Source organism: Pseudovibrio sp. Tun.PSC04-5.I4 (assembly GCF_900104145.1).
In the GTDB taxonomy this organism is placed as follows: domain Bacteria; phylum Pseudomonadota; class Alphaproteobacteria; order Rhizobiales; family Stappiaceae; genus Pseudovibrio.
Genome location: NZ_FNLB01000006.1, coordinates 3,372,775 through 3,398,726 on the forward strand (window position 1 = coordinate 3,372,775; position 25,952 = coordinate 3,398,726).

Annotated in this window: 26 protein-coding genes; 16 read left to right on the plus strand and 10 right to left on the minus strand. The window is 50.1% G+C overall.

Going from position 1 to position 25,952, the window contains the following annotated elements; genetic code table 11:
• The first annotated feature begins 284 nt into the window (after positions 1-284).
• From BLS62_RS21005 to BLS62_RS21040, 8 genes are all read left to right on the plus strand, one after another.
• A complete protein-coding gene (locus BLS62_RS21005) occupies positions 285-1,637 on the plus strand; it encodes a Na(+)-translocating NADH-quinone reductase subunit A (RefSeq protein ID WP_093185323.1) in 1,353 nt (450 codons plus the stop codon).
• A 3-nt stretch (positions 1,638-1,640) separates the two neighbouring features.
• On the plus strand, positions 1,641-2,849 hold the full coding sequence (locus BLS62_RS21010; protein WP_093185328.1) for an NADH:ubiquinone reductase (Na(+)-transporting) subunit B: 1,209 nt from the start codon (positions 1,641-1,643) through the stop codon (positions 2,847-2,849).
• Entirely contained in the window at positions 2,842-3,666 is an 825-nt protein-coding gene (locus tag BLS62_RS21015) for a Na(+)-translocating NADH-quinone reductase subunit C (RefSeq protein ID WP_093185333.1), read from the plus strand. The genes BLS62_RS21010 and BLS62_RS21015 overlap by 8 nt, the downstream gene beginning before the upstream one ends.
• The gene (locus tag BLS62_RS21020; protein WP_093185336.1) at positions 3,666-4,322 is read left to right on the plus strand and encodes an NADH:ubiquinone reductase (Na(+)-transporting) subunit D; all 657 of its coding nucleotides are present in this window, start codon (positions 3,666-3,668) and stop codon (positions 4,320-4,322) included. Before BLS62_RS21015 ends, BLS62_RS21020 begins: the two co-directional genes overlap by 1 nt.
• A 2-nt stretch (positions 4,323-4,324) precedes the next feature.
• On the plus strand, positions 4,325-4,933 hold the full coding sequence (gene nqrE, locus BLS62_RS21025; protein WP_093185341.1) for an NADH:ubiquinone reductase (Na(+)-transporting) subunit E: 609 nt from the start codon (positions 4,325-4,327) through the stop codon (positions 4,931-4,933).
• Between the two features lie 13 nt (positions 4,934-4,946).
• Complete coding sequence (gene nqrF, locus BLS62_RS21030; RefSeq protein WP_093185345.1) at positions 4,947-6,167, plus strand: NADH:ubiquinone reductase (Na(+)-transporting) subunit F; 1,221 nt, start codon at positions 4,947-4,949, stop codon at positions 6,165-6,167.
• 112 nt (positions 6,168-6,279) lie between these two features.
• On the plus strand, positions 6,280-6,822 hold the full coding sequence (locus BLS62_RS21035) for a hypothetical protein (protein WP_143521586.1): 543 nt from the start codon (positions 6,280-6,282) through the stop codon (positions 6,820-6,822).
• A gap of 277 nt (positions 6,823-7,099) precedes the next feature.
• The gene (locus BLS62_RS21040) at positions 7,100-7,657 is read left to right on the plus strand and encodes an isochorismatase family protein (protein WP_093185353.1); all 558 of its coding nucleotides are present in this window, start codon (positions 7,100-7,102) and stop codon (positions 7,655-7,657) included.
• Here the strand turns inward: BLS62_RS21040 and BLS62_RS21045 are convergent.
• Positions 7,654-8,589, minus strand: coding sequence for a GlxA family transcriptional regulator (locus BLS62_RS21045; RefSeq protein ID WP_093185357.1), 936 nt, complete (start codon positions 8,587-8,589; stop codon positions 7,654-7,656). The genes BLS62_RS21040 and BLS62_RS21045 overlap by 4 nt on opposite strands.
• A 101-nt stretch (positions 8,590-8,690) precedes the next feature.
• Between BLS62_RS21045 and BLS62_RS21050 the strand changes: the two genes are divergently transcribed.
• The 5 genes from BLS62_RS21050 (at position 8,691) to BLS62_RS21070 (ending at position 11,918) form a co-directional block, all read left to right on the plus strand.
• The gene (locus BLS62_RS21050) at positions 8,691-9,239 is read left to right on the plus strand and encodes a cysteine hydrolase family protein (RefSeq protein ID WP_093185360.1); all 549 of its coding nucleotides are present in this window, start codon (positions 8,691-8,693) and stop codon (positions 9,237-9,239) included.
• Positions 9,240-9,402: 163 nt separating this feature from the next.
• Positions 9,403-9,960 carry a cysteine hydrolase family protein gene (locus BLS62_RS21055; protein ID WP_093185364.1) on the plus strand — a complete coding sequence of 186 codons (558 nt, stop codon included), beginning with the start codon at positions 9,403-9,405 and terminating at the stop codon, positions 9,958-9,960.
• A 38-nt stretch (positions 9,961-9,998) separates the two neighbouring features.
• On the plus strand, positions 9,999-10,547 hold the full coding sequence (locus BLS62_RS21060; RefSeq protein WP_093185369.1) for a cysteine hydrolase family protein: 549 nt from the start codon (positions 9,999-10,001) through the stop codon (positions 10,545-10,547).
• Positions 10,548-10,687: 140 nt separating this feature from the next.
• Positions 10,688-11,242, plus strand: coding sequence for an isochorismatase family protein (locus BLS62_RS21065; RefSeq protein ID WP_093185372.1), 555 nt, complete (start codon positions 10,688-10,690; stop codon positions 11,240-11,242).
• 118 nt (positions 11,243-11,360) lie between these two features.
• Positions 11,361-11,918, plus strand: a complete 558-nt coding sequence (locus BLS62_RS21070; protein ID WP_093185376.1) for an isochorismatase family protein — start codon at positions 11,361-11,363, stop codon at positions 11,916-11,918.
• Here BLS62_RS21070 and BLS62_RS21075 read toward each other — a convergent pair.
• From BLS62_RS21075 to BLS62_RS21105, 7 genes are all read right to left on the minus strand, one after another.
• Positions 11,908-13,152 carry an MFS transporter gene (locus BLS62_RS21075; RefSeq protein ID WP_093185381.1) on the minus strand — a complete coding sequence of 415 codons (1,245 nt, stop codon included), beginning with the start codon at positions 13,150-13,152 and terminating at the stop codon, positions 11,908-11,910. The two genes, BLS62_RS21070 and BLS62_RS21075, sit on opposite strands and share 11 nt — an antisense overlap.
• A 108-nt stretch (positions 13,153-13,260) precedes the next feature.
• The gene (locus BLS62_RS21080; protein WP_093185384.1) at positions 13,261-14,046 is read right to left on the minus strand and encodes an enoyl-CoA hydratase-related protein; all 786 of its coding nucleotides are present in this window, start codon (positions 14,044-14,046) and stop codon (positions 13,261-13,263) included.
• Positions 14,043-14,903: a hydroxymethylglutaryl-CoA lyase gene (locus BLS62_RS21085; protein WP_093185387.1), complete on the minus strand. Its 861-nt coding sequence runs from the start codon at positions 14,901-14,903 to the stop codon at positions 14,043-14,045. The genes BLS62_RS21080 and BLS62_RS21085 overlap by 4 nt, the downstream gene beginning before the upstream one ends.
• A 6-nt stretch (positions 14,904-14,909) precedes the next feature.
• A complete protein-coding gene (locus tag BLS62_RS21090; RefSeq protein WP_093185390.1) occupies positions 14,910-16,541 on the minus strand; it encodes an acyl-CoA synthetase in 1,632 nt (543 codons plus the stop codon).
• A gap of 2 nt (positions 16,542-16,543) precedes the next feature.
• Complete coding sequence (locus BLS62_RS21095; protein WP_093185393.1) at positions 16,544-18,532, minus strand: acetyl/propionyl/methylcrotonyl-CoA carboxylase subunit alpha; 1,989 nt, start codon at positions 18,530-18,532, stop codon at positions 16,544-16,546.
• Positions 18,533-18,543: 11 nt separating this feature from the next.
• Complete coding sequence (locus BLS62_RS21100) at positions 18,544-20,151, minus strand: carboxyl transferase domain-containing protein (protein WP_093185396.1); 1,608 nt, start codon at positions 20,149-20,151, stop codon at positions 18,544-18,546.
• Positions 20,151-21,299 carry an isovaleryl-CoA dehydrogenase gene (locus BLS62_RS21105; RefSeq protein WP_200798609.1) on the minus strand — a complete coding sequence of 383 codons (1,149 nt, stop codon included), beginning with the start codon at positions 21,297-21,299 and terminating at the stop codon, positions 20,151-20,153. The genes BLS62_RS21100 and BLS62_RS21105 overlap by 1 nt, the downstream gene beginning before the upstream one ends.
• Positions 21,300-21,483: 184 nt before the next feature.
• Between BLS62_RS21105 and BLS62_RS21110 the strand changes: the two genes are divergently transcribed.
• Complete coding sequence (locus BLS62_RS21110) at positions 21,484-22,080, plus strand: TetR/AcrR family transcriptional regulator (protein WP_093185402.1); 597 nt, start codon at positions 21,484-21,486, stop codon at positions 22,078-22,080.
• 12 nt (positions 22,081-22,092) lie between these two features.
• On the opposite strand, the gene BLS62_RS21115 is transcribed toward BLS62_RS21110, so the two are convergent.
• Together BLS62_RS21115 and BLS62_RS21120 are read right to left on the minus strand one after the other, a co-directional pair.
• Complete coding sequence (locus tag BLS62_RS21115; protein ID WP_093185407.1) at positions 22,093-22,782, minus strand: hypothetical protein; 690 nt, start codon at positions 22,780-22,782, stop codon at positions 22,093-22,095.
• 151 nt (positions 22,783-22,933) lie between these two features.
• Positions 22,934-23,266 (minus strand): GYD domain-containing protein, encoded by a 333-nt coding sequence (locus BLS62_RS21120; RefSeq protein WP_159436559.1) that lies wholly within the window; start codon positions 23,264-23,266, stop codon positions 22,934-22,936.
• 360 nt (positions 23,267-23,626) lie between these two features.
• On the opposite strand from BLS62_RS21120, the gene BLS62_RS21125 reads away from it, so the two are divergent.
• Together BLS62_RS21125 and BLS62_RS21130 are read left to right on the plus strand one after the other, a co-directional pair.
• Positions 23,627-24,760: a helix-turn-helix transcriptional regulator gene (locus BLS62_RS21125; RefSeq protein ID WP_093185416.1), complete on the plus strand. Its 1,134-nt coding sequence runs from the start codon at positions 23,627-23,629 to the stop codon at positions 24,758-24,760.
• A complete protein-coding gene (locus BLS62_RS21130) occupies positions 24,711-25,904 on the plus strand; it encodes a helix-turn-helix transcriptional regulator (RefSeq protein ID WP_208991004.1) in 1,194 nt (397 codons plus the stop codon). Before BLS62_RS21125 ends, BLS62_RS21130 begins: the two co-directional genes overlap by 50 nt.
• Positions 25,905-25,952: the final 48 nt, after the last annotated feature.

Here is a 25,952-nt window from a genome sequence, read left to right on the forward strand (position 1 = left end):
TATTCGCCCGGATAAATCCGTAGGAATAGCTGACCGCACCGCACTTTGATGCTATGCGGGCGGCTACTCCAACTCGGAGCCGTGGATGAGTAGTGTTCAGCAATGCTCGGGCTTTGTTGCTGAAAATACAATCTATGGTGGGATTTATCTCGGTTCGGCTTGCCAAGTCAATGTTCCGCATGCGCGGCATTTTGTACGTTCGTAGTACGACTTAACGCTAATACCAGCAGATATCCCGCGGACATCTAGTGGTTTGTCCTATAAAAAGCCTGGCAGGGTAAGGGATGAAGATTACAAAAGGATTGGATCTGCCAATTACAGGCGCTCCGAACCAAGAGATCCACAAGGGTCAGATGGTTCGTCGTGTTGCTGTGAATGGTGGGGATTACAATGGTTTGAAGCCTCGGATGCTGGTCGCTGAAGGCGATCGCGTCGTAAAAGGTCAACCGCTTTTCGTCGATAAACGCTCTCCTGAAATCAACTATGTTGCTCCAGGTGCTGGTGTTATCGAGGCAGTCAATCGTGGTGCGCGTCGCGTACTGGAAACCATCACCATCAAACTTGACGAGGGTGACGAACAGCAAGTTTCCTTCTCGAAGTTTGAAAATAGTGCTTTGGCAACTCTTGATGCTTCCGTCATTCGTGAGCAACTTGCCAAATCTGGGCTTTGGACGAGCTTCCGCACTCGCCCATACTCAAAAGTTCCGGTTTTTGAAACGCAGCCGCGTTCGATCTTCGTAACTGCGATGGACACCAACCCGCTCGCTGCGGATGCTGGTGTGATCATCAATGCGAATGCAGGCGCTTTCGAAGCTGGTTTGCATGTTGTTTCCAAGTTGACCGATGGCCGGACATTCGTTTGTCACAGCCCTAAAGATCAGCTTCCGGGCGCAGCACTTGCTGGCGTTCAGATGGAAAGTTTTGAAGGTAAGCATCCAGCAGGCAATGCGGGTACTCACGTTCACTTCCTCGATCCGGTGAATGAAAACAAGACAGTCTGGACCATCGGATATCAGGACGTGATTGCCATCGGTAATCTGTTCCTGACGGGTGAGCTGGATGTTTCCCGTTGCGTTTCGATTGCAGGGCCAATGGCGACTAAACCACGCCTTGTAACCACGCGCATTGGTGCAGACCTTGGTGACCTACTTGCTGGTGAGATGGACAAAAACACTCCAGTTCGTGTTGTTTCCGGCTCAGTATTGTCTGGCACCATTGCTGTTGATCAGTTTGCCTTCCTTGGGCGTTACCACACACAGGTAACTCTGATGGAAGAGGACCATAAGCAAGATGTCGTTGGTTGGGTTCGCCCATTCATGACGAAGTGGTCCAATCTCAATGTGCATCCTTCCGGTTTCTTCCGCGACAAGCTGAAGTTTCCGTTTGGTACCAACAAGAACGGTTCCATCCGCGCAATCGTTCCGCTTGGCACCTATGAAAAGGTTATGCCGCTCGACATTCTTCCAACTCAGTTGCTCCGATCCCTGATGGTTCTGGATACAGACACCGCGCAAAAGCTTGGCGCTCTTGAGCTGGACGAAGAAGATTTGGCGCTGTGCACGTTCATCTGCCATTCCAAGAATGAATACGGAGCTGCGTTGCGTGCAAATCTTGAAAAAATCGAGAAAGAGGGCTAACCCGTGAGCTTGCGCGATAAGATTGATAGCATTGCGCCGCTCTTTGAAAAGGGCGGCAAATACGAGAAGTTCTACGCCATCTATGAGATGGTGGACACTTTCATCTACACACCAAAAACAGTGACCAGCGTTGCCCCACATGCTCGTGACCATGCTGACCTGAAGCGTGTCATGACCTATGTGGTGCTGGCAACGATCCCTGCGATTCTGTTTGGTATGTACAACACTGGCCTGCAGACAAATGCAGCGCTCGCTTCCATGGGCATTACTGAGCCTGCTGGTTGGCGTGCGTTTATTCTATCCCTGCTAGGCATTGGCTTTAACCCTGACAACTACTTCGCAAACGTTGCTCACGGGGCCTTGTACTTCCTGCCGATTTATATCGTAACGCTTGGCGTTGGCGGTATGTTTGAGGTGATCTTTGCCACGGTACGCGGGCATGAAGTCAACGAAGGGTTCTTCGTTTCTTCCATGCTCTACACGCTGATCCTGCCAGCTTCCACGCCGTTGTGGCAGGTTGGTCTCGGTATCGCGTTTGGTGTGGTCATTGGTAAAGAAGTCTTTGGTGGTACTGGCAAGAACTTCCTCAACCCGGCTCTTGTTGGTCGTGCGTTCCTGTACTTCGCTTATCCGGCAGCAATGTCCGGTGACTCGGTCTGGACGCCGGTAGATGGGTTCTCCGGTGCGACTGCGCTGGGTGTTGCCGCTGCTGACGGTATGCAGGCGTTGGCAAACAACGGCATTACATGGATGAGTTCTTTCGTAGGAACCATTCAAGGGTCCTTTGGCGAGACATCGACCATCTCGATTACGCTCGGTGGCATCTTCCTTGTTGTGACCGGTATTGCCAACTATCGCCTGATTGTTGGCTGTCTGGCTGGCATGATCGGCTTTACGTTGTTGCTGAATGCCGTTGGCTCTTCAACCAATCCAATGTTTGCAATGCCTTGGTACTGGCATCTGGTCACTGGTGGCTTCATGTTTGGCCTCGTGTTCATGGTAACTGAGCCAGTAACCGCTGCGATGACCAATCCGGGCCGTTACATCTACGGTGTTTTGATTGGTGTGATGTGCATTCTCATTCGTGTCATCAACCCAGCCTTCCCAGAAGGCATGATGCTGGCAATTCTGTTTGGCAACATCTTCGCGCCGCTCATCGACTACTTCGTTGTGAAGGCGAACATCACACGGAGGATGAAGCGCCATGCCTAATGCACAGTCTAACAGCGCAGCACCAACAGGGCTTTGGGCACGCTTTAATGCGATGCCTCTGGACTCTGCGCCGCGTACAATCACAGTTGCAGTTGTTCTTTGTCTTTTCTGTTCGATGATTGTTTCTGGCGCTGCGGTGATGTTGAAGCCTCAGCAGGAAATCAACAAGACGCTGGATAAAAAGACCAACATCTTAAAAGTTGCGGGCCTTTACCAGGAGGGCGTTGACGTAGAAAAGGCGTTTGCAACATTTGAGCCGCGTCTCGTCGATATGGAAACCGGCAAATTCTCGACAGCTGCTGATGTTGCAACATACGATCAGCGCAGAGCCGCCAAGGATCCTGCACAGAGCCTTGTTCTGGAAAACGATCCGGCAAGCGTTAAGCGTAAAGCAAAACTGGCTTCCGTTTACCTGACCCGTGATGCGTCTGGCGGTATTGAGCGTATCATCCTGCCTGTTCATGGTTACGGTCTTTGGTCTACGCTTTACGGTTTCATCGCACTGAACGCTGATGGCAACGAAGTGTACGGCCTGCGCTTTTATGAGCATGCCGAGACTCCGGGCCTGGGCGCTGAGGTGGATAATCCAAAATGGATGGCACAGTGGCCGGGTAAGCTGGTTTACGGCGAAGACGGTAATGTTTTGATTGGTGTTGGCAAATCTGCACCTGCGGGCGTTGATGCAAGCAAATACCACATTGATGCGATTGCCGGTGCGACGCTTACATCTCGCGGTGTCGATAACCTCGTCAAATTCTGGATGGGCGAGCAGGGCTTCAAGACCTTCCTCGACAATCTGAAAAAAGGAGAGGCGTAATGGCTGGTTCCGATAAGTCCATGCTTCTCGATCCTTTGATCGATAACAACCCGATCACGCTTCAGGTTCTTGGTATATGTTCCGCTCTTGCGGTAACGTCTTCTTTGAAAGTAGCCATGGTGATGGCGATTGCGGTGACGCTGGTAACGGCGTTCTCCAACTTCTTTATCTCCCTGCTGCGTAATCAGATCCCGTCTTCCATCCGCATTATCGTGCAGATGGTGATCATCGCGTCCCTCGTGATTGTGGTGGACCAGATCCTCAAGGCGTATCTCTATGAGATCTCCAAGACACTTTCCGTGTTTGTGGGCCTGATCATCACCAACTGTATCGTGATGGGCCGTGCAGAAGCCTACGCCATGAAAAACCCACCAATCCCGTCCTTCCTGGATGGTATCGGCAATGGTCTGGGGTACTCCCTGATCCTGCTGCTGGTTGGTGTTATTCGTGAGCTGTTTGGTGTTGGTTCTCTGTTTGGAGTGCAGATTCTGGAGACCGTAAATAACGGTGGCTGGTATGTACCAAACGGATTGCTGCTTCTGCCGCCTTCTGCGTTCTTTGTGATCGGCTTGCTGATCTGGGGTTTCCGTACATGGAAGCCTGCTCAGGTTGAAAAAGTCGAATACGAGATCATGGCTGAAGAGGGAGCGCACTAATCATGGAAGGTTTGGTCTCTCTCTTTGTCAAGGCGATCTTTATTGAGAACCTTGCACTCTCCTTCTTCCTTGGAATGTGTACATTCCTTGCGGTTTCCAAGAAGGTCGAAACGGCTCTTGGTCTTGGCATTTCCGTTGTTGCGGTTCAGGCGATTACTGTTCCAATCAACAACCTGCTGTACTCCACTTTGCTGAACGATGGCGCGTTGGCGTGGGCTGGTTTGGGAGGCGTGGATCTGCGCTTTCTCGGCTTGATCTCCTACATCGGTGTAATCGCGGCTGTGGTGCAGATTTTGGAAATGTTCCTCGATCGCTACGTCCCTGCGCTTTACAATGCTCTGGGTATCTTTTTGCCGCTGATCACCGTGAACTGCGCCATCATGGGTGGTTCATTGTTCATGGTGGAACGTGACTACAACTTTGCTGAGGCCTCCGTTTACGGTGTGTCCTCCGGTATTGGTTGGGCGTTGGCGATTACTGCAATGGCTGGTGTGCGCGAGAAGCTGAAATACTCTGATGTTCCTGAGGGGCTTCGAGGTCTTGGCATTACCTTTATTACTGCTGGTTTGATGGCTATGGGTTTCATGGCTTTCTCCGGCGTGAAACTGTAAGGGGCGGCTGGAAATGGAAGAATTTGCAGCGGGTATTTCCCTCTTTACTGTGATTGTTTTTGCCCTCGTGATCATCATTCTTGCTGCACGTAAGAAGCTGGTCGCTGCGGGTAATGTGAACATCATCATCAACGGTGAGAAGACTATTTCCGTTCCTGCGGGCGGTAAGCTTCTCAACGTATTATCTGATCAGAAGATCTTTGTGCCCTCTGCCTGTGGTGGTGGTGGGACCTGTGCTCAGTGCCGTGTGAAAATTCACGATGGTGGCGGGTCCATTCTGGCAACTGAAGAAGGCCACATCACGAAGCGCGAAGCGCGCGATGGTGATCGTCTTTCTTGTCAGGTTGCTGTGAAACAGGACATGAAGATTGAAGTTCCTGAAGAAGTGTTTGGCGTTAAAAAGTGGGAGTGTACAGTTCGCTCCAACAATAACGTTGCGACCTTCATTAAGGAGCTGGTTCTTGAGCTGCCAACTGGCGAGAATGTTGATTTCCGCGCGGGTGGTTACATTCAGATTGAATGTCCACCTTACGCGATCGACTTCAAGGACTTCCACATTGATGAAGAATACCGTGGCGATTGGGATCACTTCAAGTTCTGGGATCTGAAGACCAAGAACGACGAGCAGGTTACCCGTGCGTACTCCATGGCGAACTACCCTGAAGAGCAGGGTATCATCATGCTGAACGTGCGTATCGCGACACCTCCGCCACGGACTGAAGGGCTTAATCCGGGCATCATGTCCTCCTACATCTTTAACCTGAAGCCGGGTGATAAGGTGACGATCTCCGGTCCGTTTGGTGAGTTCTTTGCTCGCGATACGGATAAGGAAATGGTGTTTGTAGGTGGTGGTGCTGGTATGGCACCGATGCGCTCGCACATCTTTGACCAGCTTCGCCGCTTGTCTACAGATCGTAAAGTTACCTTCTGGTACGGCGCGCGTTCAGTCCGCGAAATGTTCTACGTTGAAGATTTCGAAATGCTGGCTCGCGAAAACCCGAACTTCACATGGCATGTGGCTCTTTCTGATCCGCAAGATGGTGATGACTGGGATGGTTACACCGGGTTCATTCACAACGTGCTCTTCAATGAGTACCTGAAGGACCATGTAGCTCCAGAAGATTGCGAGTACTACATGTGTGGCCCTCCAATAATGAACCAATCCGTGATCAACATGCTAGTTGATCTCGGCGTGGAACGTGAAGACATCATGCTGGATGATTTCGGCGGTTAAGCGTTGAGATCAAAGTGAGAATTGAGAAGCCGGTTCCTGTGATGGGGATCGGCTTTTTTGTATATTAAATATGCAATTCACAGTTGTGTATCATTACTCATTTGACATATACGTGCATTCTGCAAATAAAATTATTCAAGTTCTTTTTGGTGTTGATGTGATCAAGAAAATTATCGCTATAATAGGTCTGATATTTCTCTTTACGGTATTACATATGGTGTTTTCAGCACTTGCAGTAGGTGCAATAGTTTACGCTTATTTCAAGCAGATTGAGTTGCATCTGGATGAGACATATTATTTGGTTGGAGTACTTATTCTTGTCTTTCGCATGGCATTACCCGGCTTTGTAATTGGGCTTCTGGTTTCTGGCCGTAACATTCGAGAGCTGAGTTGGAAGTATGTTATGGTGGTGTCAGTTTGCTGTAGCTTGTCACTTCTTTTATTGGACATCGGTCTTTTATGGGGACAGCTTGGATTGCTGGGAGAAATATTAGGTCAGGATGTCTCGAAGTTTATGCGTCTTGATTTTGTACGACTTATGTTGCTCGGCGTAATCTACTGGGTTGTGATTGGTTTTGGGGTTGGACTTGCTGTTCATTTTCGTAAAATTCTTTTTAAGAAACGAGTAAAGCAAATTGCTTGTTTAACTCTTTGATTGTTGGACTAATGATTTTGTCTCGAAGTTTGATGTCCCTTTATTTAAACAGAATACGCGGTTAGCCCGCAAAATTTTGTCTCTCAAAAATATTTATTTGACCTTATTGTTAGGTCAACGATCCGGGCGCATGATGGAGAGTGTTGACGTCGGTTTTTCATCACAAGACACCCAGCACAGCCTAGAGTTTTCTAAAATCCAACTGTTTGAATGCGGTTGAAATAAATATTTTTGGTTCACACTTGCAAGCTGGTAATTTTGTCATGTGAGGTTTGGTATGACGCATAACACTGCTCTGCTTATCATTGCTTGCCAGAATGACCATTTTCCGGGTGGGAAATTTGAGCTGCCCAAGCAGATGGAAGCAGCCGGAAATATTGTCCAGTTGCTTAAAGATGCAAGGCAACACCACGAGTTCGTCATTCACATCAAGCACGTCTATAAAGACCCAAATTCTCCCTATATGGCGGAGGGGTCCTTCGGTGCGGAGATCAACAAAATGGTCACGCCCAAAGCTGAAGAAGCTATTGTCACTAAATACAATTTCAATAGCTTTGAAGGGACGAACCTAAAGTTTCTTCTGGACGATCATAAAATTGATGATCTGGTGATCTGCGGGTCGATGACCCAGTACTGCATTGTCGAGACAGCACGAACCACCTTGGAACTAGGGTATCCAGTGACGGTCGTCTATGATGCTTGTGCTGCGAGTTGCATGGAGTTCCGCGGGAGAGAAGTCTCGGTTGATGATGTTCAGGCCTCCATTATGGCATCCCTGATTTTTGCCAATGCCAGCGTGCTTTCTACCGATGAGTTTTTGATCCTTCCGCATTAAGAGGTTTTGTTGAGCTGGCCGAACCGCCGGCGATAGTCTCCAGGGCTGAGTCCCATTGTTTTTTGAAAGACCTTTCTAAATGCGGTTGGGTCTTCGTACCCGACATCCCATGCGATCTCATTAAATGAACGTTTTGTTTGTTCCAACTGCTGGCGTGCACTCGTCACTCTCAAAAGCTGAAGATACGTGTTGGGGGTATGGCCAGTCGCTGCCTCAAAGCGACGTAGAAATGTTCTGCCGGTGAGACCGGATTTCTCTACCATGTCAGGAACTGCGAGCTTGTATTTGAATTCGGACTGGAGCCAATGCTGTGTTTTTAAGACGGCCTCATCGCCATGGGTCAGTTTGGGATAAAAGGTGCGATAGTGCTTCTGTTCGCGGCCTGAAGGGTCAATCAAAAAACGACGTGACACTTCCAGCATTGTTGCATGGCCAGCAAATCGATCTATCAGCCGAAGACCAAGGTCTGTCCAAGCCATTACGCCGCCTGCTGTGATCACATCGCCTTCATCTACAATCAGCTTGTCCGTATTCAGCAGCACTTGCGGGTAGCGCTTTGCAAATTCCTCGGTAATCGCCCAATGCGTTGTTGCTGGTCGATTGTTCAAAATCCCAGTTTCCGCAAGCACAACTGCACCAACACAGATGGAGCACAATATAGCGCCGGATGCGTGTTGTGCTTTTAGCCATTCGAGTAACTGAGGAGAGGCGTCTGGGTGATCACTGTCCAGACTGGGTGGCAATATGATTGCTGCAAAATTGGCTTGCTCGTCAGTGCTCAACTGCTCTTTGTTTAAAATGATTGCATTGATCTTCCTCGCGCTGCTTTGGTTTGCGGCATTGAACATATCCATTAAGCCATAGACAGCTGAGAGCTGTGCGCCTGGATAGGAGAGGATGCAGAGAGAGCTGAGTTCGGTAGAATTCGTCATCTGGCAATTATAGCATGTTTTATGTCGTATATGCCAATCGTGGGAGTGTCTGTTGTTCACTATCTTCATGGCAACACCAACAAGGAATTGAAGGAAAAACCATGTCTAAGACAGCTCTCGTTATTGTTGACGTTCAGAATGACTACTTCCCGGGTGGAAAATGGGAACTTTCAGGTCAGGTCGAAGCTGCGCAAAAAGTTCAGCGTCTGCTTGCGGACGCGCGGGCTAAGGGTTTGCCGATTGTGCACATTCAGCATGTCGTTGACAGTGAGAGTGCACCTTTCTTTCAAGCAGGCTCAGATGGTGTGAAGATCCATGAGAGTGTATTGCCGCAGAATAGTGAGCCAGTGATCACGAAGCATTTTGCCAATAGCTTCCTTGAAACCAACCTGAAGGACGTACTGGACAAGCAAGGGATTAAACATCTCCTTGTTTGTGGTTCTATGACCCACAACTGTATTGATGCAACGGTTCGTGCGGCTGTTGATCAAGGATACACGGCTACCATTATCAATGATGCCTGCGCAACTCTTGATATGCAACATGAAGGTGAAACCATTCCGGCAAAGTATGTTCATGGTGCATTTATGGCGTCGTTTGCATTTGCTTATGGAAAAGTAGTCAACACCGAAGAGCACTTAGCAGCTTAAATTCGTTATATTTTATCGTTTTATGAAAGCCGGTTCTAACGAACTGGCTTTTGTCGTTTTGTTAGGTCGGGATTTTATAAAATCCATAGTGTTATATCCGGTATGCTTAAAGGTGTTGGGACTATTGTTGATTTGAATAGAACCAACAGTTCGAGGTGTGCCGATGTCCAAAAAGGCCCTGATTGTTATCGATTGCCAGAATGACTATTTTCCAGGTGGTGCGTGTCCCCTTGAGGGACAGGTTGATGCAGGGAAAAACATTGCTCGTCTATTGGAAGGAATTCGTTCCAATGAAGAAAATGTGATTCACTTGCAGCACATGTATAAAGATAAGACAGAGCCTTATCTTATTGAGGGAACACCTGGGACTGAAATTAACGAATGCGCCAAACCAGTTAATGGGGAAGCCGTTGTCGTTAAGAACTATATGAATGGTTATAAGGACACCAACCTGGAGCAAATTCTGGTTGATGCTGGCGTTGAAGAGATCGTCATGTGTGGTTCGATGAGCCAGAATTGCGTAAATGCTACTGCCCGCCAAACATTGGATCTTGGGTATCCGTTGACAATTATATATGACGCTTGCGCGACCGAAGATCTTGAGTTTAACGGCACAATCGTTCCTTCAGACCATGTTCATACAGCCATGATGGCCTCGTTGAGGTTCGCGCATAGTCATGTGATTTCGACAGATGAATTTCTTGAGACAATAAAGAACTAGCAAACCAGGTACCGAATAAACTGTGCCGCAGGATGGATATGTCCAAAACTGCCCTGATTATCATTGATTGCCAGAACGACTTCTTCCCGGGAGGAAAGTACGAGTTGGAAGGTCAAATGGAGTCCGCTGCCAATATCAGGCGGTTGCTGAAGGATGCTCGTGACAAAGACGAAAGCATTATTCACGTTCAGCATATCTTTAAAGACAAAAATGCTCCCTTTCTGGTTGAGGGAACAATTGGCGCAGAACTGCATGAGATAGCGAAACCACTCCAAAATGAGCCTGTGGTGGTGAAATACTTTGCCAACAGCTACCTCAACACCAATCTGCAGCAGATCCTCAAAGATGCGAGAGTCGAAGAACTGGTGATTTGCGGTGGCATGTCTCACATGTGCATTGATGCAGCAGCCAGAGCCACGGTTGATTTAGGATATCCCATCACGGTTATCTATGATGCGTGCTCTACATGTGATCTTGAATTTGAAGGTGAAATTGTTCCCGCTAAATACGTGCAGGGTGCGATTATGGCCTCCCTTTCCTTTGCTTATGGGAAAGTGGTCTCGACAGAGGAATACCTAACTGTTTGATCCAAAACAGAGGTGTGGAAGTGAAGCCTCCTGTTATTTGTAGGTTTTTTAAAAATACTCCTTTTCTCGCTCAGTTCCGTCAATGGATATCGATTAGACTGTTGAGCGTTGGCGTGTGACGGGAAGGTATTGAGCCAAATATGACAAATAAAGCGCTGCTCATTATTGATTGCCAGAATGATTTCTTTCCCGGCGGAAAATGCGAGTTGGAAGGACAGCTGGAGGCTGCTGAAAACATTCAGATGTTGCTGGCCAATGCACGCACCCAAAACCAGACTATTGTTCATATTCAACATCGGTTTAAAGAGAAAGATGCGCCTTTTACGGTTGAGGGAACCATAGGTGCAGAGATTCACGATTTGGCGCGACCTCTTCCAACCGAGCCAGTGGTTACGAAATACACTTCCAACATTTTTCTCAATAACAACCTCAAGCAGATACTGGATGATGAGAATATCGGGGAGCTCATTATTGGCGGGTCGATGAGTAAAGATTGCATTGCTGCGGCAGCTCATGCGACGACAGAATTGGGGTATCCGATTACGATTGTCTATGATGCTTGCGCGACACGTGAGCCGGGTTCATGTGATCAATCATCCCAACAGGAATTTGTTCAGGCTGCTATTATGGCATCGCTGTCTTTCATCTGCAGCAATATCGTCTCAACCAATGAATACCTACAGAAAGTGGATTGAATTTGAGGGTGTGATGAAGTCTGTTTTTTATCTTAAATGTAAATAGCAAATTCTTCTGTCCGTTAAGGAGGGCTTGGTAGAACTATCCGATAACTCCATAAGGCTGAGAGACCGAGAGATGACCAAGAAAAAAGCTTTGCTTGTTGTGTATTGTCGAAACGACTACGTCCCCAACGCAAAGCGTGAATATGATAAACTCATCGCATCAGCGACCAATGCGTGTCGTCTTATGGAAGATGCTAGGGCCCGTCATGATACCATTGTTCACATCGAACATGTGTTTAAAAAAGAGGGGCAGCCGTTTTGCATTGAAGGAACAATTGGCACCGAAATTAATGAGATTGCTTGTCCACAAAAGGGGGAGCCGATTGTCATAAGGTACGACTCCAACATCTTTCTAAATAACAACCTCAAGGAAATCCTTGATGAGAATGGCGTGAAGGAAATTGTTATTTGTGGCTCCATGACCAAGAGTTGTGTTATGGCTGCAGCGCACGCGACTGTCGAGCTCGGATATCCGATCACCGTTATTTATGATGCCTGTTGTGCGGTTGAGTATTCAGCCCATGACAGCGAGTGTAAGGTTGATGTGGTAGAGAGAGCTGTGTTCGCGTCTCTGACTTTTGTGCATGGGTACGTCGAGTCGACAGATGAATATCTGGCTACTAACGTTTGATCTTCAGTTTTTTCAGCCCAAGCCAGAATGGTCCCACCGCTAGAAGCATAAGAGTTGCTGCCAGCAGGAAGGGTGCGCCGGGGTAGTAGATCTCAGCGCCATCGGCGGTGAAGTTGGTAAACAATTGCGTCATCACCAAAGTAGATAGAACAAGCGTCAAGCCTATCACGCTTGTCAGAGCGCCTTGTAGTCGGCCTTGTTTATCCTGTGCGACGTGATTGCTCATAAGGGCGATCATAGCGGGTGGGATCATTGCACCAAGGGCAGCCAATGGAAGCAGCAAGATAACTGTGAGGGTGTTGGGTGCGAATGCAAAACCCAAGAGGGCTATTACGGCAAAAAAGAAGCCATAGAGCACGGTTTGGGCTTCGCCTTTGCGGGGAATGATCCAACGGATCAGGCCGCCTTTTACACTTGAAAAGCCGATGCCAACGACAGCGAGAGACAGGCCAACTTGTGCCGTTGTCCAGTTGAATGCCTCAATGGTGTAGTAGGGCCAGATGGCTGGATAGACGAAATTTGCCAGCTCAAACAAAAACAGGGCAACGAAGAACCACAACAACACAGGAGTTTGGGCAATGTCCAGAGCAGCGCCTACTGGGTTTGCTCTGCGCCAGCGGATGGGTTTTCGCGCGTGTTTTGGCAGTGTTTCCGGCATGTAAAACAAGCCGTAGGCAAAGGTGACTGCGATGAGTACCGCTGCGATGTAGAAAGGCACACGAACGCCGAAGATTGCGAGTGTTCCGCCAAGCACAGGGCCAATGACAAATCCAAAGCCAATAGCTGCGCCAACCATGCCGAAGCGTGTGGCGCGTTTTCCGTTGGTAGAAATGTCTGATATTGCAGCGTAGGCGGTTGCATAGGTTGCGCTGGCTATGCCCGCGAGCAAACGTCCGACAAATAGAATCCAGAGCTCTCCCGCAAAGGTCATCAACAGGTAGTCCAGTGTGAGGACTGCAAGTGAGATCAGTAGGATAGGGCGTCTCCCGAAACGGTCCGAGATTGCGCCTACCGCTGGGCCGAACAGAAATTGCATTGCTGCATAGCTGGCTGCAATGTATCCGCCCCAAAGAGCTGCATTGGAAATGGTTGTTTGGCTGAGTTGTGCGACGAGATCAGGCGTTACCGGAATAATCAGACCTGCGCCAATTGCATTCAGCAAAACAGTCCCTGCTATGAAGACAAGGGTATGTATATCCTGTTTTGACCTGAGGTGCTGCAGTGCAGACGGCATTCTTTTCTCGTTTTTTCGTTAAATGCTATGTAACAAAGCAATCCAGCAAGTAAAGAAAAAACTCCGCATTTGTGCATATGCCGCAGGCCAAAAAGACAGGGTGACGTTTTATTTACGCCATGGCGGTGTTTCTTTTGCAAAGAATGCAGCAATACCTGCCTGAGCCTCAGTGGTTTCCCAGCGATCCGCAAGGGCGTTTGCAGTGTGGTCAATCTGATCTTCTACAGGCATACGTGCCAGAGTTTGGCAAAGAGCTTTCGCATCTGCCACAGCGCCCGGAGCGCAGTTGAGATAAGCTTCTGCTTCCTCTTGAGTAACTGCGATCAGGTCTTCCGGCGTTGTCACGATGGAGACGAGGCCAAGATGCAGCGCGCGCTCAGCACCAAACGCTCTCGCGTTCATAAACACCTGTCGGGCATGACCTTCACCAAGGCGACGGACAACATAGGGGCCAATGGTAGCTGGGATGAGGCCGAGGCGCGTTTCAGTCAGGGCGAACTTGGTGCCTTCAGCGGCAACAACCAGATCACATACGCTGAGCATTCCAATGCCGCCGCCGTAAGCAGGGCCGTGAACACGAGCAATGAGTGGCTTCTTCAAGCTGTCGAGACGCTTCAGCATACCTGCGAGGCGATTGGCCTCCTGCATTTTGCCGATGCGGTCTTTTTCCGCCTGTGCTTGCATCCACTTCAGATCACCGCCAGCGCAGAAAGTTGCCCCATCTGCTGCCAGAATGATGGCGCGGGTTTGCTCGCAATCGTCCAACTGATCCGCCGCCTGTGCGAGTTCGTCCATCATCGGGGCATTCATGGCGTTGTGCTTTTCAGCGCGGGCCAGCCAGAGCGTGGTGATGCCGTTCTCGGCTTTCTCAATGCGGATATTTTCAAATGTCATGCGGCTGCTTCCTTGATGGAGAGAATGAAATCCTGCACTTTTTCCAGCTTCTCGATATCAAGGCCGGTGTCGTAATCCAGCATCCTTGCCATTTTTGCGACAGCCAAAGTGCTCACATTGCCCTTTGCTCCGGGTGCGTAGGGACACCCGCCCAAGCCGCCAATAGCTGCATCGAAGGTGCGAAGGCCCATTTTGATGCTGGACATGATGTTAGCCAGTGCGAAGTCTTTGGTGTCATGGAAGTGGCCAGCGAGCTTTTCTGCTGGCACAACTTTCAAAACAGCATTGAGCATTTCCTCAGTGGTTTCAGGAATTGCAGTGCCGATGGTGTCGCCGAGCGAGACCTGATAGCAACCCATTTGTAATAGACGTTGGGAGACCCTTGCTGTGTTCTGAGCCGGGGTTGGGCCATCATAAGGGCACTCAACCACGCAAGAGACATAGCCGCGAACCGGAATGCCGTCTGCTTTGGCGGCCTCAATGATAGGGGCGAAGCGTTCAAAGCTCTCTTCAATGGAACAGTTGATGTTCTTTTGAGAAAATCCCTCTGAGGCTGATGCAAAGATTGCAACTTCATCGGCTCCGGCCAGCTTTGCTCGCTCATAGCCCTTCAGGTTTGGCGTGAGCGCTGTGTAGCGGATGCCGGGGTTGCGGGTGATGCCTGCAAACACCTCTGCCGCGTCTGCCATTTGTGGAACCCATTTGGGGGAGACGAAGCTGGATGTTTCGATCTTCTCAAATCCGCAGTCAGACAGCTGGTTGATCAGCGAGATTTTGTCCGCAGTTGGAATAGGTGCTTTTTCGTTTTGCAGGCCGTCGCGTGGGCCCATTTCAAATAGGGTGAGTTTTTTGTTCATGACCAATCAAATCTCCTCGTCGACGGCGCGGGCACGAAGTTCTCTGCGGATCACCTTTCCGGTTGTTGTCATTGGCAGGGCTTCGACAAATTCAACTTCTCGCGGATATTCATGTGCTGCAAGGCGCTGCTTTACAAACTGGGCCAGCTCTTTGGCGAGCTGGTCTGTTGGCTCTATTCCGTCCCGCAGAACCACATAGGCCTTTACAATTTCAGTGCGCAGTTGGTCTGGTTTGCCGATCACGCCTGCCATGCCGACAGCTTGGTGTTTCAGCAGGCAGTCCTCAATCTCTCCCGGGCCGATGCGGTACCCAGATGAGGTGATGACATCATCATCACGCCCCACAAACTGGATCCAGCCATCTTTGTCCTTCACGCCTTTGTCACCCGTTAGTAGGAAACCGCCAGCAAACTTGTTTTTGGTGGCCTCCGGGTTCTTCCAGTATTCAAGGAACATCACCGGTGCTGGTGCACGAATGCCGATATTGCCCAACATGCCAGTTTCCTGTGGGATGCCATCGTTATTCACGATCTGCACGTCAAAGCCTGGAGTCGCTTTACCAGTAACACCGGGGCGGATTTCCATAATCTCAGCACAGGTGCAGACAACAAGGTTGCACTCCGTCTGGCCATAGAACTCGCTGATGTTAAGATCAAACGTGTCGTGACCCCACTGGATCAGTTCCGCGCCAAGAGCCTCACCGCCGCTTCCCAAGGATCGTAGTTTATAATCCCAGCGGTCTTGTGGGTTCTCGACCTGCCGCATCATTTTCAGGGCGGTTGGCGGAATGAACGCGTTGCGGATCTTTTGGTCCTGAAGCAGTTGGAACGCTGCTTCACCGGTGAATTTTTTGAAGCGGCAGGCAACAACGGGAACGCCGTGGTGGAGCGATGGCAGGAGCACATCAATCAAACCGCCAATCCACGCCCAGTCTGCAGGCGTCCAGAAGCGGTCGCCTTCTTGTGGGAAGAAGTTATGCGGCAGCTCTACACCGGGCAGGTGACCAAGCAAGGTGCGGTGTGCGTGCAGTGCGCCCTTTGGTTGGCCGGTGGTGCCGGAGGTGTAGATGATGATTGCCGGGTCTTCTGCCTTGGTCTTCAGTGGCGTGAACTCGGTGCTTTGTTTTGCTAGCTCCGCGTGGAAATCAATTGTGCCGTGCTCGGGGCCGTCGATGTTGAGGATCAGTTCCAACTCTGGCAAAGCGGATCTAATCTGAGCGAGTTTTGCGGCGCCCACATTGTTGGTTATGAGTGCTTTGGCACCTGAGTTCTCTAACCGGTATTCGAGAGCCTCTTCACCAAACAACGTGAAGAGCGGAATGGAGATGCCGCCCAGTTTGTGAATGGCAATGTGGGAGTAGGCGGTCTCCGGTGCTTGTGGCAGCAGGATACCAACGCGGTCGCCTTTCTCAACTCCATGGGAACTGAGGAGGTTTGCCAGTTTGTTGGAGAGGTCTTTCAAGTTCTGAAAGGAATAGGAGGTGGTTTTGCCACCTTCCTCAGCAAAGATCAGCGCTTCGCGGGCTGGGTCAACATCCGCCCACTTATCGCAAATATCCACGCCAATATTGTAGTATTCCGGCACATCCCATTCAAACTTCTCGCAGAGTTCTTCATAGGTGCTTGCTGATGGCAACATGGCTATGCCTCCTCTTCTTCCAGAGTTAGCAGAATAGCACCTTCTTGCACCTGATCACCGGCTTGTGCCATCACTTCTGCTACGATGCCGTCTCGCGGTGCTGTGAGGGAATGCTCCATCTTCATTGCTTCTGTTACGATGAGGGTTTGGCCTTCTTTCACGCTATCACCGGCTGCGCAGTTCACGGCGCGAACCTGCCCCGGCATTGGGGAGGTGATAACATTGCCGCTTGCGCCTTCCTGTTCTTCATCCGCCAAATGGTCTGGCAGATCAAAGTGCCACGTGTTCTCGCCCATAAACAGGGTGAGGGATGTGGCGGTTTGGAAGAAGTCCGCTGCGATGACGGTTCCATCAATATCAATGCGCAGATGCTGACCTTTGTTGGTCAGTATGCGCAGGTCGTAGGAGGTGTCCTCAATGGAGACTGTCAGGCTACCATCGTGATGACGGCCAGCAGATACTTCTGTCTGCTCACCGCGCCAGTTGAGATGCGCAAATTGTTTTGCTGCACTCCATTGGCGCCAACCAACCAACGTATCCCATGGGTCGACGCTTTCGGCAGGGGCATTTGCAAAGCCAAGCTCAATCAGGGCCGCCATGGCAAGGGCTTGCTGAGTTGGGGCAGGAGCTGCGGTTAGCTCTTCTAAGTCCCGTTCAATCAGGCCTGTATCCATCTCGCCTTTCATGAAGCCGGCATGTGTTGCCAGTCTGTGCAGGAAGGTGATGTTGGTGGTACAGCCGACCGCCTGAGATTTTTCCAAGGCCAGTGCAAGCTTTGCAAGCGCGGCTTCGCGGGTGTCTCCATGAGTGATGATTTTTGCGATCATCGGGTCATAGAACGGCGTGATGGTATCACCTTGACGAATGCCGCTATCAATACGGGCAAAGCGGGAGGGGAGTTTGAGCTGTTGCAACGTGCCTGTTGCTGGTAGGAACCCAGCTTCGGCATCCTCTGCGTAGACGCGGGCTTCAAACGAATGGCCGTTGATGGAAAGCTCATCCTGCATCTTTGGCAGAGTACCACCAGCCGCAACCGTGAACTGCCAGTTGACCAGATCCTGCCCGGTGATTGCCTCTGTGACCGGGTGCTCCACCTGAAGGCGGGTGTTCATTTCCATGAACCAGAACCGGTCAGACCGAAGGCCATCAGAGCCATCCACGATGAACTCAACAGTGCCAGCGCCTTCATAGCCAACGGCTTGTGCAGCTTTGACAGCTGCATCGCCCATAGCTGCGCGCATTTCCTCAGTCATGCCGGGAGCTGGAGCTTCCTCGATGACTTTCTGGTGGCGACGTTGAAGGGAACAATCGCGCTCAAACAGGTGCACGGCGTTACCATGACCATCGCAGAAGACCTGCACTTCGATGTGGCGCGGAGAGAGAATGTATTTCTCGATGAGAACGCGCGGGTCACCAAAGCTGGATTGGCCCTCGCGCTGGGCACCTTCTAAAGCTTCCACAAAATCGGCAGGGTCATCAACACGGCGCATGCCTTTGCCGCCGCCGCCTGCGCGGGCTTTGATGAGAACCGGATAGCCAATCTTATCGGATTCCGCTTTCAGGAAGTCGGCATCCTGATTGCTGCCGTGATAACCGGGAACAATTGGGACGCCTGATTTTTCCATCAAGGCTTTTGCTGCATCCTTGAGGCCCATGGCGCGGATTGCGTCTGCTGGTGGGCCGATGAAAACGAGACCTGCTGCCTCAACCGATTCCACGAACTCAGGATTTTCTGAGAGGAAACCGTAACCCGGATGGATTGCATCTGCACCGCTCAGCTTTGCTGCATTCAGCAAGGCTTTCACGTTGAGGTAGCTTTCGGCCACGGGTGGTGGGCCGAGGCGATAGGCTTCATCTGCCATTTGCACGTGGCGGGCATCGCGGTCTGCGTCTGAATAGACAGCAACAACCTTCATGCCCAGAGCTTTGGCGGACTTGGCAATGCGACAAGCGATTTCGCCACGGTTTGCTATGAGTATCTTTTTAAACATGTCCAGGCCCCTTACATGCGGAAGACGCCGAACGGCGTATCTTCGATTGGCGCGTTGAGGGTTGCTGCGAGGGAGAGGGCCAACACGTCGCGGGTTTTGCGCGGGTCAACAATTCCATCATCCCAGAGGCGAGCGGAGGCGTAGAGCGGATGGCCTTGCTCTTCAAACTGATCAATGATCGGCTGTTTGAAGTTTGCTTCATCCCCTGCGGACCATTCACCACCTTTGCGCTCGATACCATCACGGCGGACGGTTGCCAGAACGCCAGCAGCCTGAGGGCCACCCATCACGGAGATGCGGGAGTTTGGCCATGTCCAGAGCATACGCGGAGAGTAGGCGCGGCCACACATGCCGTAGTTGCCAGCGCCGAAGCTACCACCAATGAGCATGGTGATTTTGGGAACCTTGGCACAGGCCACGGCTGTTACCAGCTTAGCGCCGTCTTTTGCGATGCCGCCAGCCTCATACTTCTGCCCGACCATGAAGCCGGTGATGTTTTGCAGGAAGACCAGCGGAATTTTGCGTTGGCAGCACAGCTCAACAAAGTGCGCGCCTTTGAGCGCGGCTTCTGAGAACAGGATGCCGTTGTTGCCGATGATGCCGACTGGCATGCCGTGGATGTGAGCAAAGCCGGTCACAAGCGTGGTGCCGTAGCGGGCTTTGAATTCATCAAAACGGGAGCCATCTACCACACGGGCGATGACTTCGCGCACGTCATATGGTGTTTTCAGATCTGCTGGAACAACGCCGAGGATTTCCTCAGGATCGTAAAGCGGGTCTTCCGACGTTTGCAGCTTGAGCTGATCGGGTTTGCGGCGGTTGAGGTTGGACACAGCTTGACGTGCCAAAGCCAAAGCGTGGGCGTCATCTCGGGCCAGGTGGTCTGCCACGCCGGACAGGCGAGTATGAACATCCCCCCCGCCCAGATCTTCAGCAGATACGATTTCGCCCGTGGCGGCTTTCACCAGCGGAGGACCGGCGAGGAAAATTGTGCCTTGCTCTTTCACTATGATAGCTTCGTCGCACATGGCAGGGACGTAGGCGCCACCTGCCGTGCAAGACCCCATAACAACCGCGATCTGCGGAATGCCCATGGCAGACATGTTGGCTTGGTTGAAGAAAATGCGGCCAAAATGGTCCCTATCCGGGAACACTTCATCCTGCTGAGGCAGGTTTGCGCCGCCGGAATCCACCAAGTAGATACAAGGGAGGTTGTTCTCCATCGCGATCTCTTGGGCACGCAGGTGCTTCTTCACTGTTAGCGGATAGTACGTGCCGCCCTTAACAGTCGCATCGTTGGCAACGATCATGCATTCAATGCCGTTGACGCGCCCAACACCGGTGATAATACCGGCAGAGGGCGAGGCCCCATCATACATTGAATGGGCTGCGAACTGGCCGACTTCCAAGAATGGTGAGCCGGGATCAATCAAACGGGCAACACGTTCACGCGGCAGGATTTTGCCGCGTGAGATATGGCGTTCGCGTGGGCCTTCGCCGCCGCCCATCAGGGCAACTTCGCTGGCGTCTCGTACCACTCCCATCGCTTGCAGGTGTTGCTCGCGATTGTGTTTGAAGCTTTCCGATCCGGTTGGGATCTGTGACTTTATGATAGCCATTATGCAGTTTCCACGAAGAGTTCACGACCAATCAGCATGCGGCGGATTTCTGAGGTGCCGGCACCGATTTCATATAGTTTTGCATCACGCAGCAAACGGCCCGTTGGGTATTCGTTGATGTAGCCGTTGCCACCCAGAGACTGGATTGCTTCCAGCGCCAGTTTGGTCGCATTTTCAGCGGTGTAGAGGATGCAGCCAGCAGAATCCTTGCGGCTGGTTTCGCCACGATCACACGCAGCAGCCACAGCATAAACATAGGCACGGGAGGCGTTCATGAGCGTGTACATATCCGCCAGTTTGCCTTGCATCAGCTGGAACTCGCCGATGGCTTGGCCAAACTGTTTGCGCTCGTGGATGTAAGGCACAACAACGTCCATGGCTGCTGCCATGATGCCCAAAGGACCGCCGGAGAGCACGACACGCTCGTAATCCAGACCGGACATCAGTACGTTTACACCGCGGCCTTCTTCGCCGAGAATGTTTTCAGAAGGGACTTCGCAATCCACAAACACCAGCTCACAGGTGTTGGAGCCGCGCATGCCGAGCTTGTCCAGCTTTTGAGCTGTTGAGAAGCCCTTCATGCCTTTTTCGATGATGAAGGCTGTCATGCCTTTTGCGCCAGCATCAGGATCTGTTTTTGCGTAGACCACCAGTGTGTTGGCATCTGGACCGTTTGTGATCCACATTTTGTTGCCGTTAAGCACGTAGTGGTCATTGCGCTTTTCGGCACGTAGCTTCATGGAGACAACATCAGACCCAGCACCCGGCTCGGACATGGCCAGAGAGCCAATGTGCTCGCCAGAACAGAGCTTGGGTAGGTACTTGGATTTTTGCTCTGGCGTGCCGTGACGGTTGATCTGGTTCACACACAGGTTGGAGTGTGCGCCGTAGGATAGGCCAACGGATGCGGAGGCGCGGGAGATTTCCTCAACCGCAATAACGTGGGCGAGGTAACCCATGCCAGTTCCACCGTATTCTGGGTCTGCTGTCATGCCAAGCAAGCCGAGATCGCCCATCTCTTTCCAGAGTTCATTGGGGAACTCGTTCTCCTTGTCAATTTCAGCGGCGCGCGGTGCTAACTTTCCCCGAGCCCAACGACTGATCGTTTCACGAAGGGCGTCAATATCTTCACCCAGACCAAAATTCATCACGGCATTAAACACGGCGCTTCCTCCTGCTACCGAACCTCATCAACCCACGCCTTTAACGGCTTCCCAGTGGATCTTTAGGTAATTAAACGAACGTTCGTTTGATTAATAACAGGCGTCCCGTTAGTATGCAATAACCCTTAGGACCTAGCTGGTTCTACAAAGTGATGAAGGTTAAGAAAAAGTGGCACGAACCAAAGGATCGGTGGGCGCCGATACGCAAAAAGCAATCTTTGAAGCTGCTAGAGGCCTTATTGAAACTAAAGGCTTTGGCGCGATGACCTTGCGCCAGCTGGCCGCAGAGGTTGGATTGCAACCGGGGTCAATCTATCGTTATTTTGCGAGCAAGGATGCCTTGCTTCAAGCGTTGATGAACCAGCATATGACCAGCCTGATTAAGGATTGGGAGCTGCTGGAAGGCAAGGGCGATGATCCGGTCTCCCGTTTGCGTGCCTTTGTGGGGTTCCACATTCGCTATCATATTGAGCGCCGAGCAGACGTTATTATCGCCAACCTTGAGCTTCGGGCTTTGGGGGATGAGTACCGCGCGGATGTGGTTGAAAAGCGTAGTCACTATGAAGCCAACCTGCGATCTATTCTAGCCGAAGGTGTTGAGACAGGCGTATTCCCGGATGTGGATTTAGAAGTCGCCGCCTATGCCATCATAGCAATGCTGACCGGCGTCTGCTTTTGGTACCGCCCTGATGGCCGCCTGAACATCGACGAGATCATCTCCATTCACCAGAAGCTAGTTGTGAGCGGTGTTGTTGGTGGATCCTAGCTTTTAAGCGCCCTATTGCTCAGCTCTTTTTGCTTCTATGCAATGCTGGTAACTTGGCGACTGCATAATCTTCTCCGTGAAAAATATCGGGATATCATGTTTGATAAAGCAGTTGACTTGAGTCCACTTTTCTAAAGGCATGTCATGCGCATAAATCGCAGTGAAACTATCTAGAAGCCCCTGTGTCATTTTTTCTGCATTTTCTGAATTATAGAATATCTCCTTCAGTAGGTAAGTTTTGTAGGTATTTTTCCTTTGTTCAGATATCAAGGCTGCCTTGTCAGATAATGTAGCTAGTGTCAGACCCTTCATGATTGCGTTATTTGCTGCATGTTCGGACCCTTGTTGATTATTTAGGTATGACCTAATGAAGTAGTAGAATTGGTAGTTTTCTCCTACATCCAGCTCAAGCCATTTCAGCGGTGATAGACTAATTTTTAATCCATAAACATACATCGTACCTATTGCATCGCAGATGTAGCCATTGAGAAAAGTATTCTCAGGACTTTCTACATATTCCTCCATATTTTTCTGAAGTAATGTCTCGTTGCTGACGCAATTTTTGTTACTCTGAGATTCTGATGCAAGTGAACCGGCTGACTGAGCAAACGTGGTGATTACGCAAACTAAAAACAATCGAAGAAATTTGCTCGTTTGATCGAGTGATTTTTTGGGGAGGTTTGCTGTTCTGAGATTCTGCATCAATGTGTTTCCTCTCGGAAATCGATTTTCACCTCAACGGTACTATACGTCCTTTGAGTGAGGAAGCCTTGAAAATGGATGGTTTGGTTGCCTCTATCTAGCAACAAGAATGCCAAGGGCGAAGGGGCTCGCCTTCAACATCGCATTACAATTAAACGTCTTTTACCGGAGCTTTGTAGTTCAGTCCCTTGGCGATTTTCATCGCTTCCAATCCATCCTCAAAGCTCATTAGTGGTGTAATGTTGTAAAAGCGCAGGCCTTTTCCGGCCATGCATGCCATCTCAAAAGCTTTGATGGAGATGTTGTCTGGCATCTCAATGATTGCAGTGGAATCGTATTGCCCAAATGACAACCATGACCCGATAAAGCGTCCGCCTAATTGCTCCAGAATTGGCACCATTGAATCTCGACGGTTTTCAGGATTTGCAACTAAGTTTGCAATGGAGTCAGCAGTGACCGCGATTTGAATAAGGTAAGTTGCCATGGGGATCTCGTCTAAATGAAGCAAACTATGGGTGGACGTGAGGTCCTTTTTTACCTGCATCAACAGTATGGTTACAAGAGGCTATTCAACTGCGCGATTTATTGCAGCGAAGACTCTCTACGAGAGTGTTCTATCAATCTGTTAGCCTAGGTTTGAACCGAATTTTGAGAAACAATAAGAATGTACCCCTGACAAGCAAAATGAAAATTAGTTGAGAAATGAGACTGCTTGGAGCTTCTTCTTCTGGCGTAAGTAGTGATATTTTTCGAAATGACTCCCCGAGTTTGGTTGATATATATAAAATTTACTATCTAATTTACGTAGAGATATAAATGTCAATACTTGATTCGAAAGAGCTAAATGCAGAAGGTTCAGGATGAAGTGGTGAGGCGGCTTTATTCCAATATCGCGCTTGGTGAGGACATTGGGGCTGCATTAGAGCCGATTGCGTCGTCGTTTCATGAAGCCATGTTTTGCTATAAATCCCTTTCTATCAACACGCTAGACTATCATCATCTCAGATTTTTAAATGTGGGGGAAGAGATTGGAAAGGATATGATTGCTGCTGGTTGTTGCAACCCTTTTCCAGAGCTAGCAAGAATTGCTCCGATGAATGAGTTGATCCATTCCGAGGATTTTATTCGGCCGGAAGAAGTTCGCGCCTCTGAATTCTATGAACTCGTTTTTAAAAAGCATAACACCTTTGATCGGACGCGTGGATTTATGATCCATAGACAGGGCGTAGATGTTGCGATGGCATCTGTTGCCATAGCCTCTGATTTTGGTGGATCAGATAGCGAGAGCCTCAATAATGCGCTTGAGTTTGTTAGGCCCCATTTTCAAAATGCGTTTTCTATTGCTATGCATTTAGAGCAAAGGCGGAGTGATTTTGTTTCTTATTCGTTTTGGCTTGAGCAAATCCCAACTGCGGCCTTTATTCTGGACCAAGGCATGCATGTTGCTTTTGCCAATAAACAGGCCGAAACCCTCTTTACATCCAGTGCAAGCCTCAATGTTGATTGTCGCAATGAGATCACCTCACGTCATAATGGGCACCGCAAACTGCTGGAGGATGCGGTGATACAGTGCAGGCTGAATAACAAATCGCTTGGGCCAGTTGTGCTGGAGATGGAAGCAGCACCCAACCCGTTTTTCGTTGTGATGCCAGTTGATGTGTTTGCCGAGACGCCAGTCCATTTGGCTCAATTCGTACGTGGCCCGCAACCTCTGTTATGTATGGTGCTTGACCCTGGTGATTTGCCTGTGGCGGAGCTGGACAATTTGCAGCAGTATTTTGGCATCTCGAGCCGTGAGGCGGAGCTCGTCCAATATCTGGTGCGTGGCGCTTCTGTTGGTGAAACCTCGGATGCGATGGAAATCAGTTACAATACGGCGCGTAATCATATGGCGCGTATTGCGAACAAAGTGTCGGCTGGTTCGCAAAGTGAGTTGGTTCGGCTGGCGAGTGATCTGGCTGCAAGAGTACCGCGATAGGGGCAAAATGTCTGTTCAGGAAGACCTAGTAGAGAGGATGTACTCCAGCGTAATTTTGGGGGAGGATCTTGGTCAGGTATTCGAACCGTTAGCAGCTTCCTATCAAGATGTTTTGTTTGGTGTTCAGGTGCAGTGTTACACCAACAATGATTATTACTATTTGTCTTTCCTAAACACTGAGGACAGTTTTGCGGAGGATATGGAGGTTGGTGGTGCAAGTAATCCTTTTCCTGCCATAGCAGAGCGGGTTCCATTTCAGTCCGTTATATACAGCGAACGCTATATACCACCTGCGGAAATTATGCGTTCTGAGTTCTACGAGCAGGTTCTTTCAAAGCATAATACATTCGATCGTTCTCGCGGCTTCTTGCTGCATCGGCAGGGTGGGGATGCTGCTATCGTTGCTTGGACTATGCCTGATGACTTTGTTGGTAAAGAAGATCAGTTCCTATGCGATACGCTGGAGCAAATTCGCCCTCATTTCCAAAATGCGTTTTCATTGGCTCTGCAGTTGAAACAGAGGGAGAATGCCAAGACCTCTGATGCATATTGGCTTGAGCGTATTCCAAGTGCGGCACTGGTGCTTGATCATGGGCTTCATGTTTCAGCGGCGAATGCTGAAGCTGAGAATCTTTTTAAATCCAGACGCAGTATCCTTGTCGATTGCCGTGGTGAGCTTTCTACCCGGCACTATAATCAACGTAAACTGCTGGAAGATGCGGCGACCAGAGTTCGGCTTGGCCAAAAAACAATTGGGCCGCTCGCGTTGAAAGGCGATCTTGTTCCGAGCACTTTTGTTGTAATGACGCCCATTCAATCACTGGAGCGTACACCAGCCTATTTGAACTGCTTTAGCCCAACGGATGATGCGATATTGGTGATCGTTATTGATCCATACAGTTTGCCTGCTGCCTCTCATGAAGTTTTGCAGGGATGCATGGGGGTTTCAAAACGAGAAGCTGAGTTGGTCCAAAACCTTGTCGTTGGACTGTCTGTCAGAGAGACCGCCGAAAAAATGCAGATCAGCTACAACACTGCGCGCAACCATTTGGCACGGGTTACTGAAAAAGTGTCTCTTGGTTCGCAAAGCGAGCTGATACGCTTTGCAAGTGATCTTGCAGCCAGAATGCCGCGTTCCTTCTAATTGCAACTCGGTGGTTGTGCGTAGGCGTAATCTGAGAAATTCAAATAG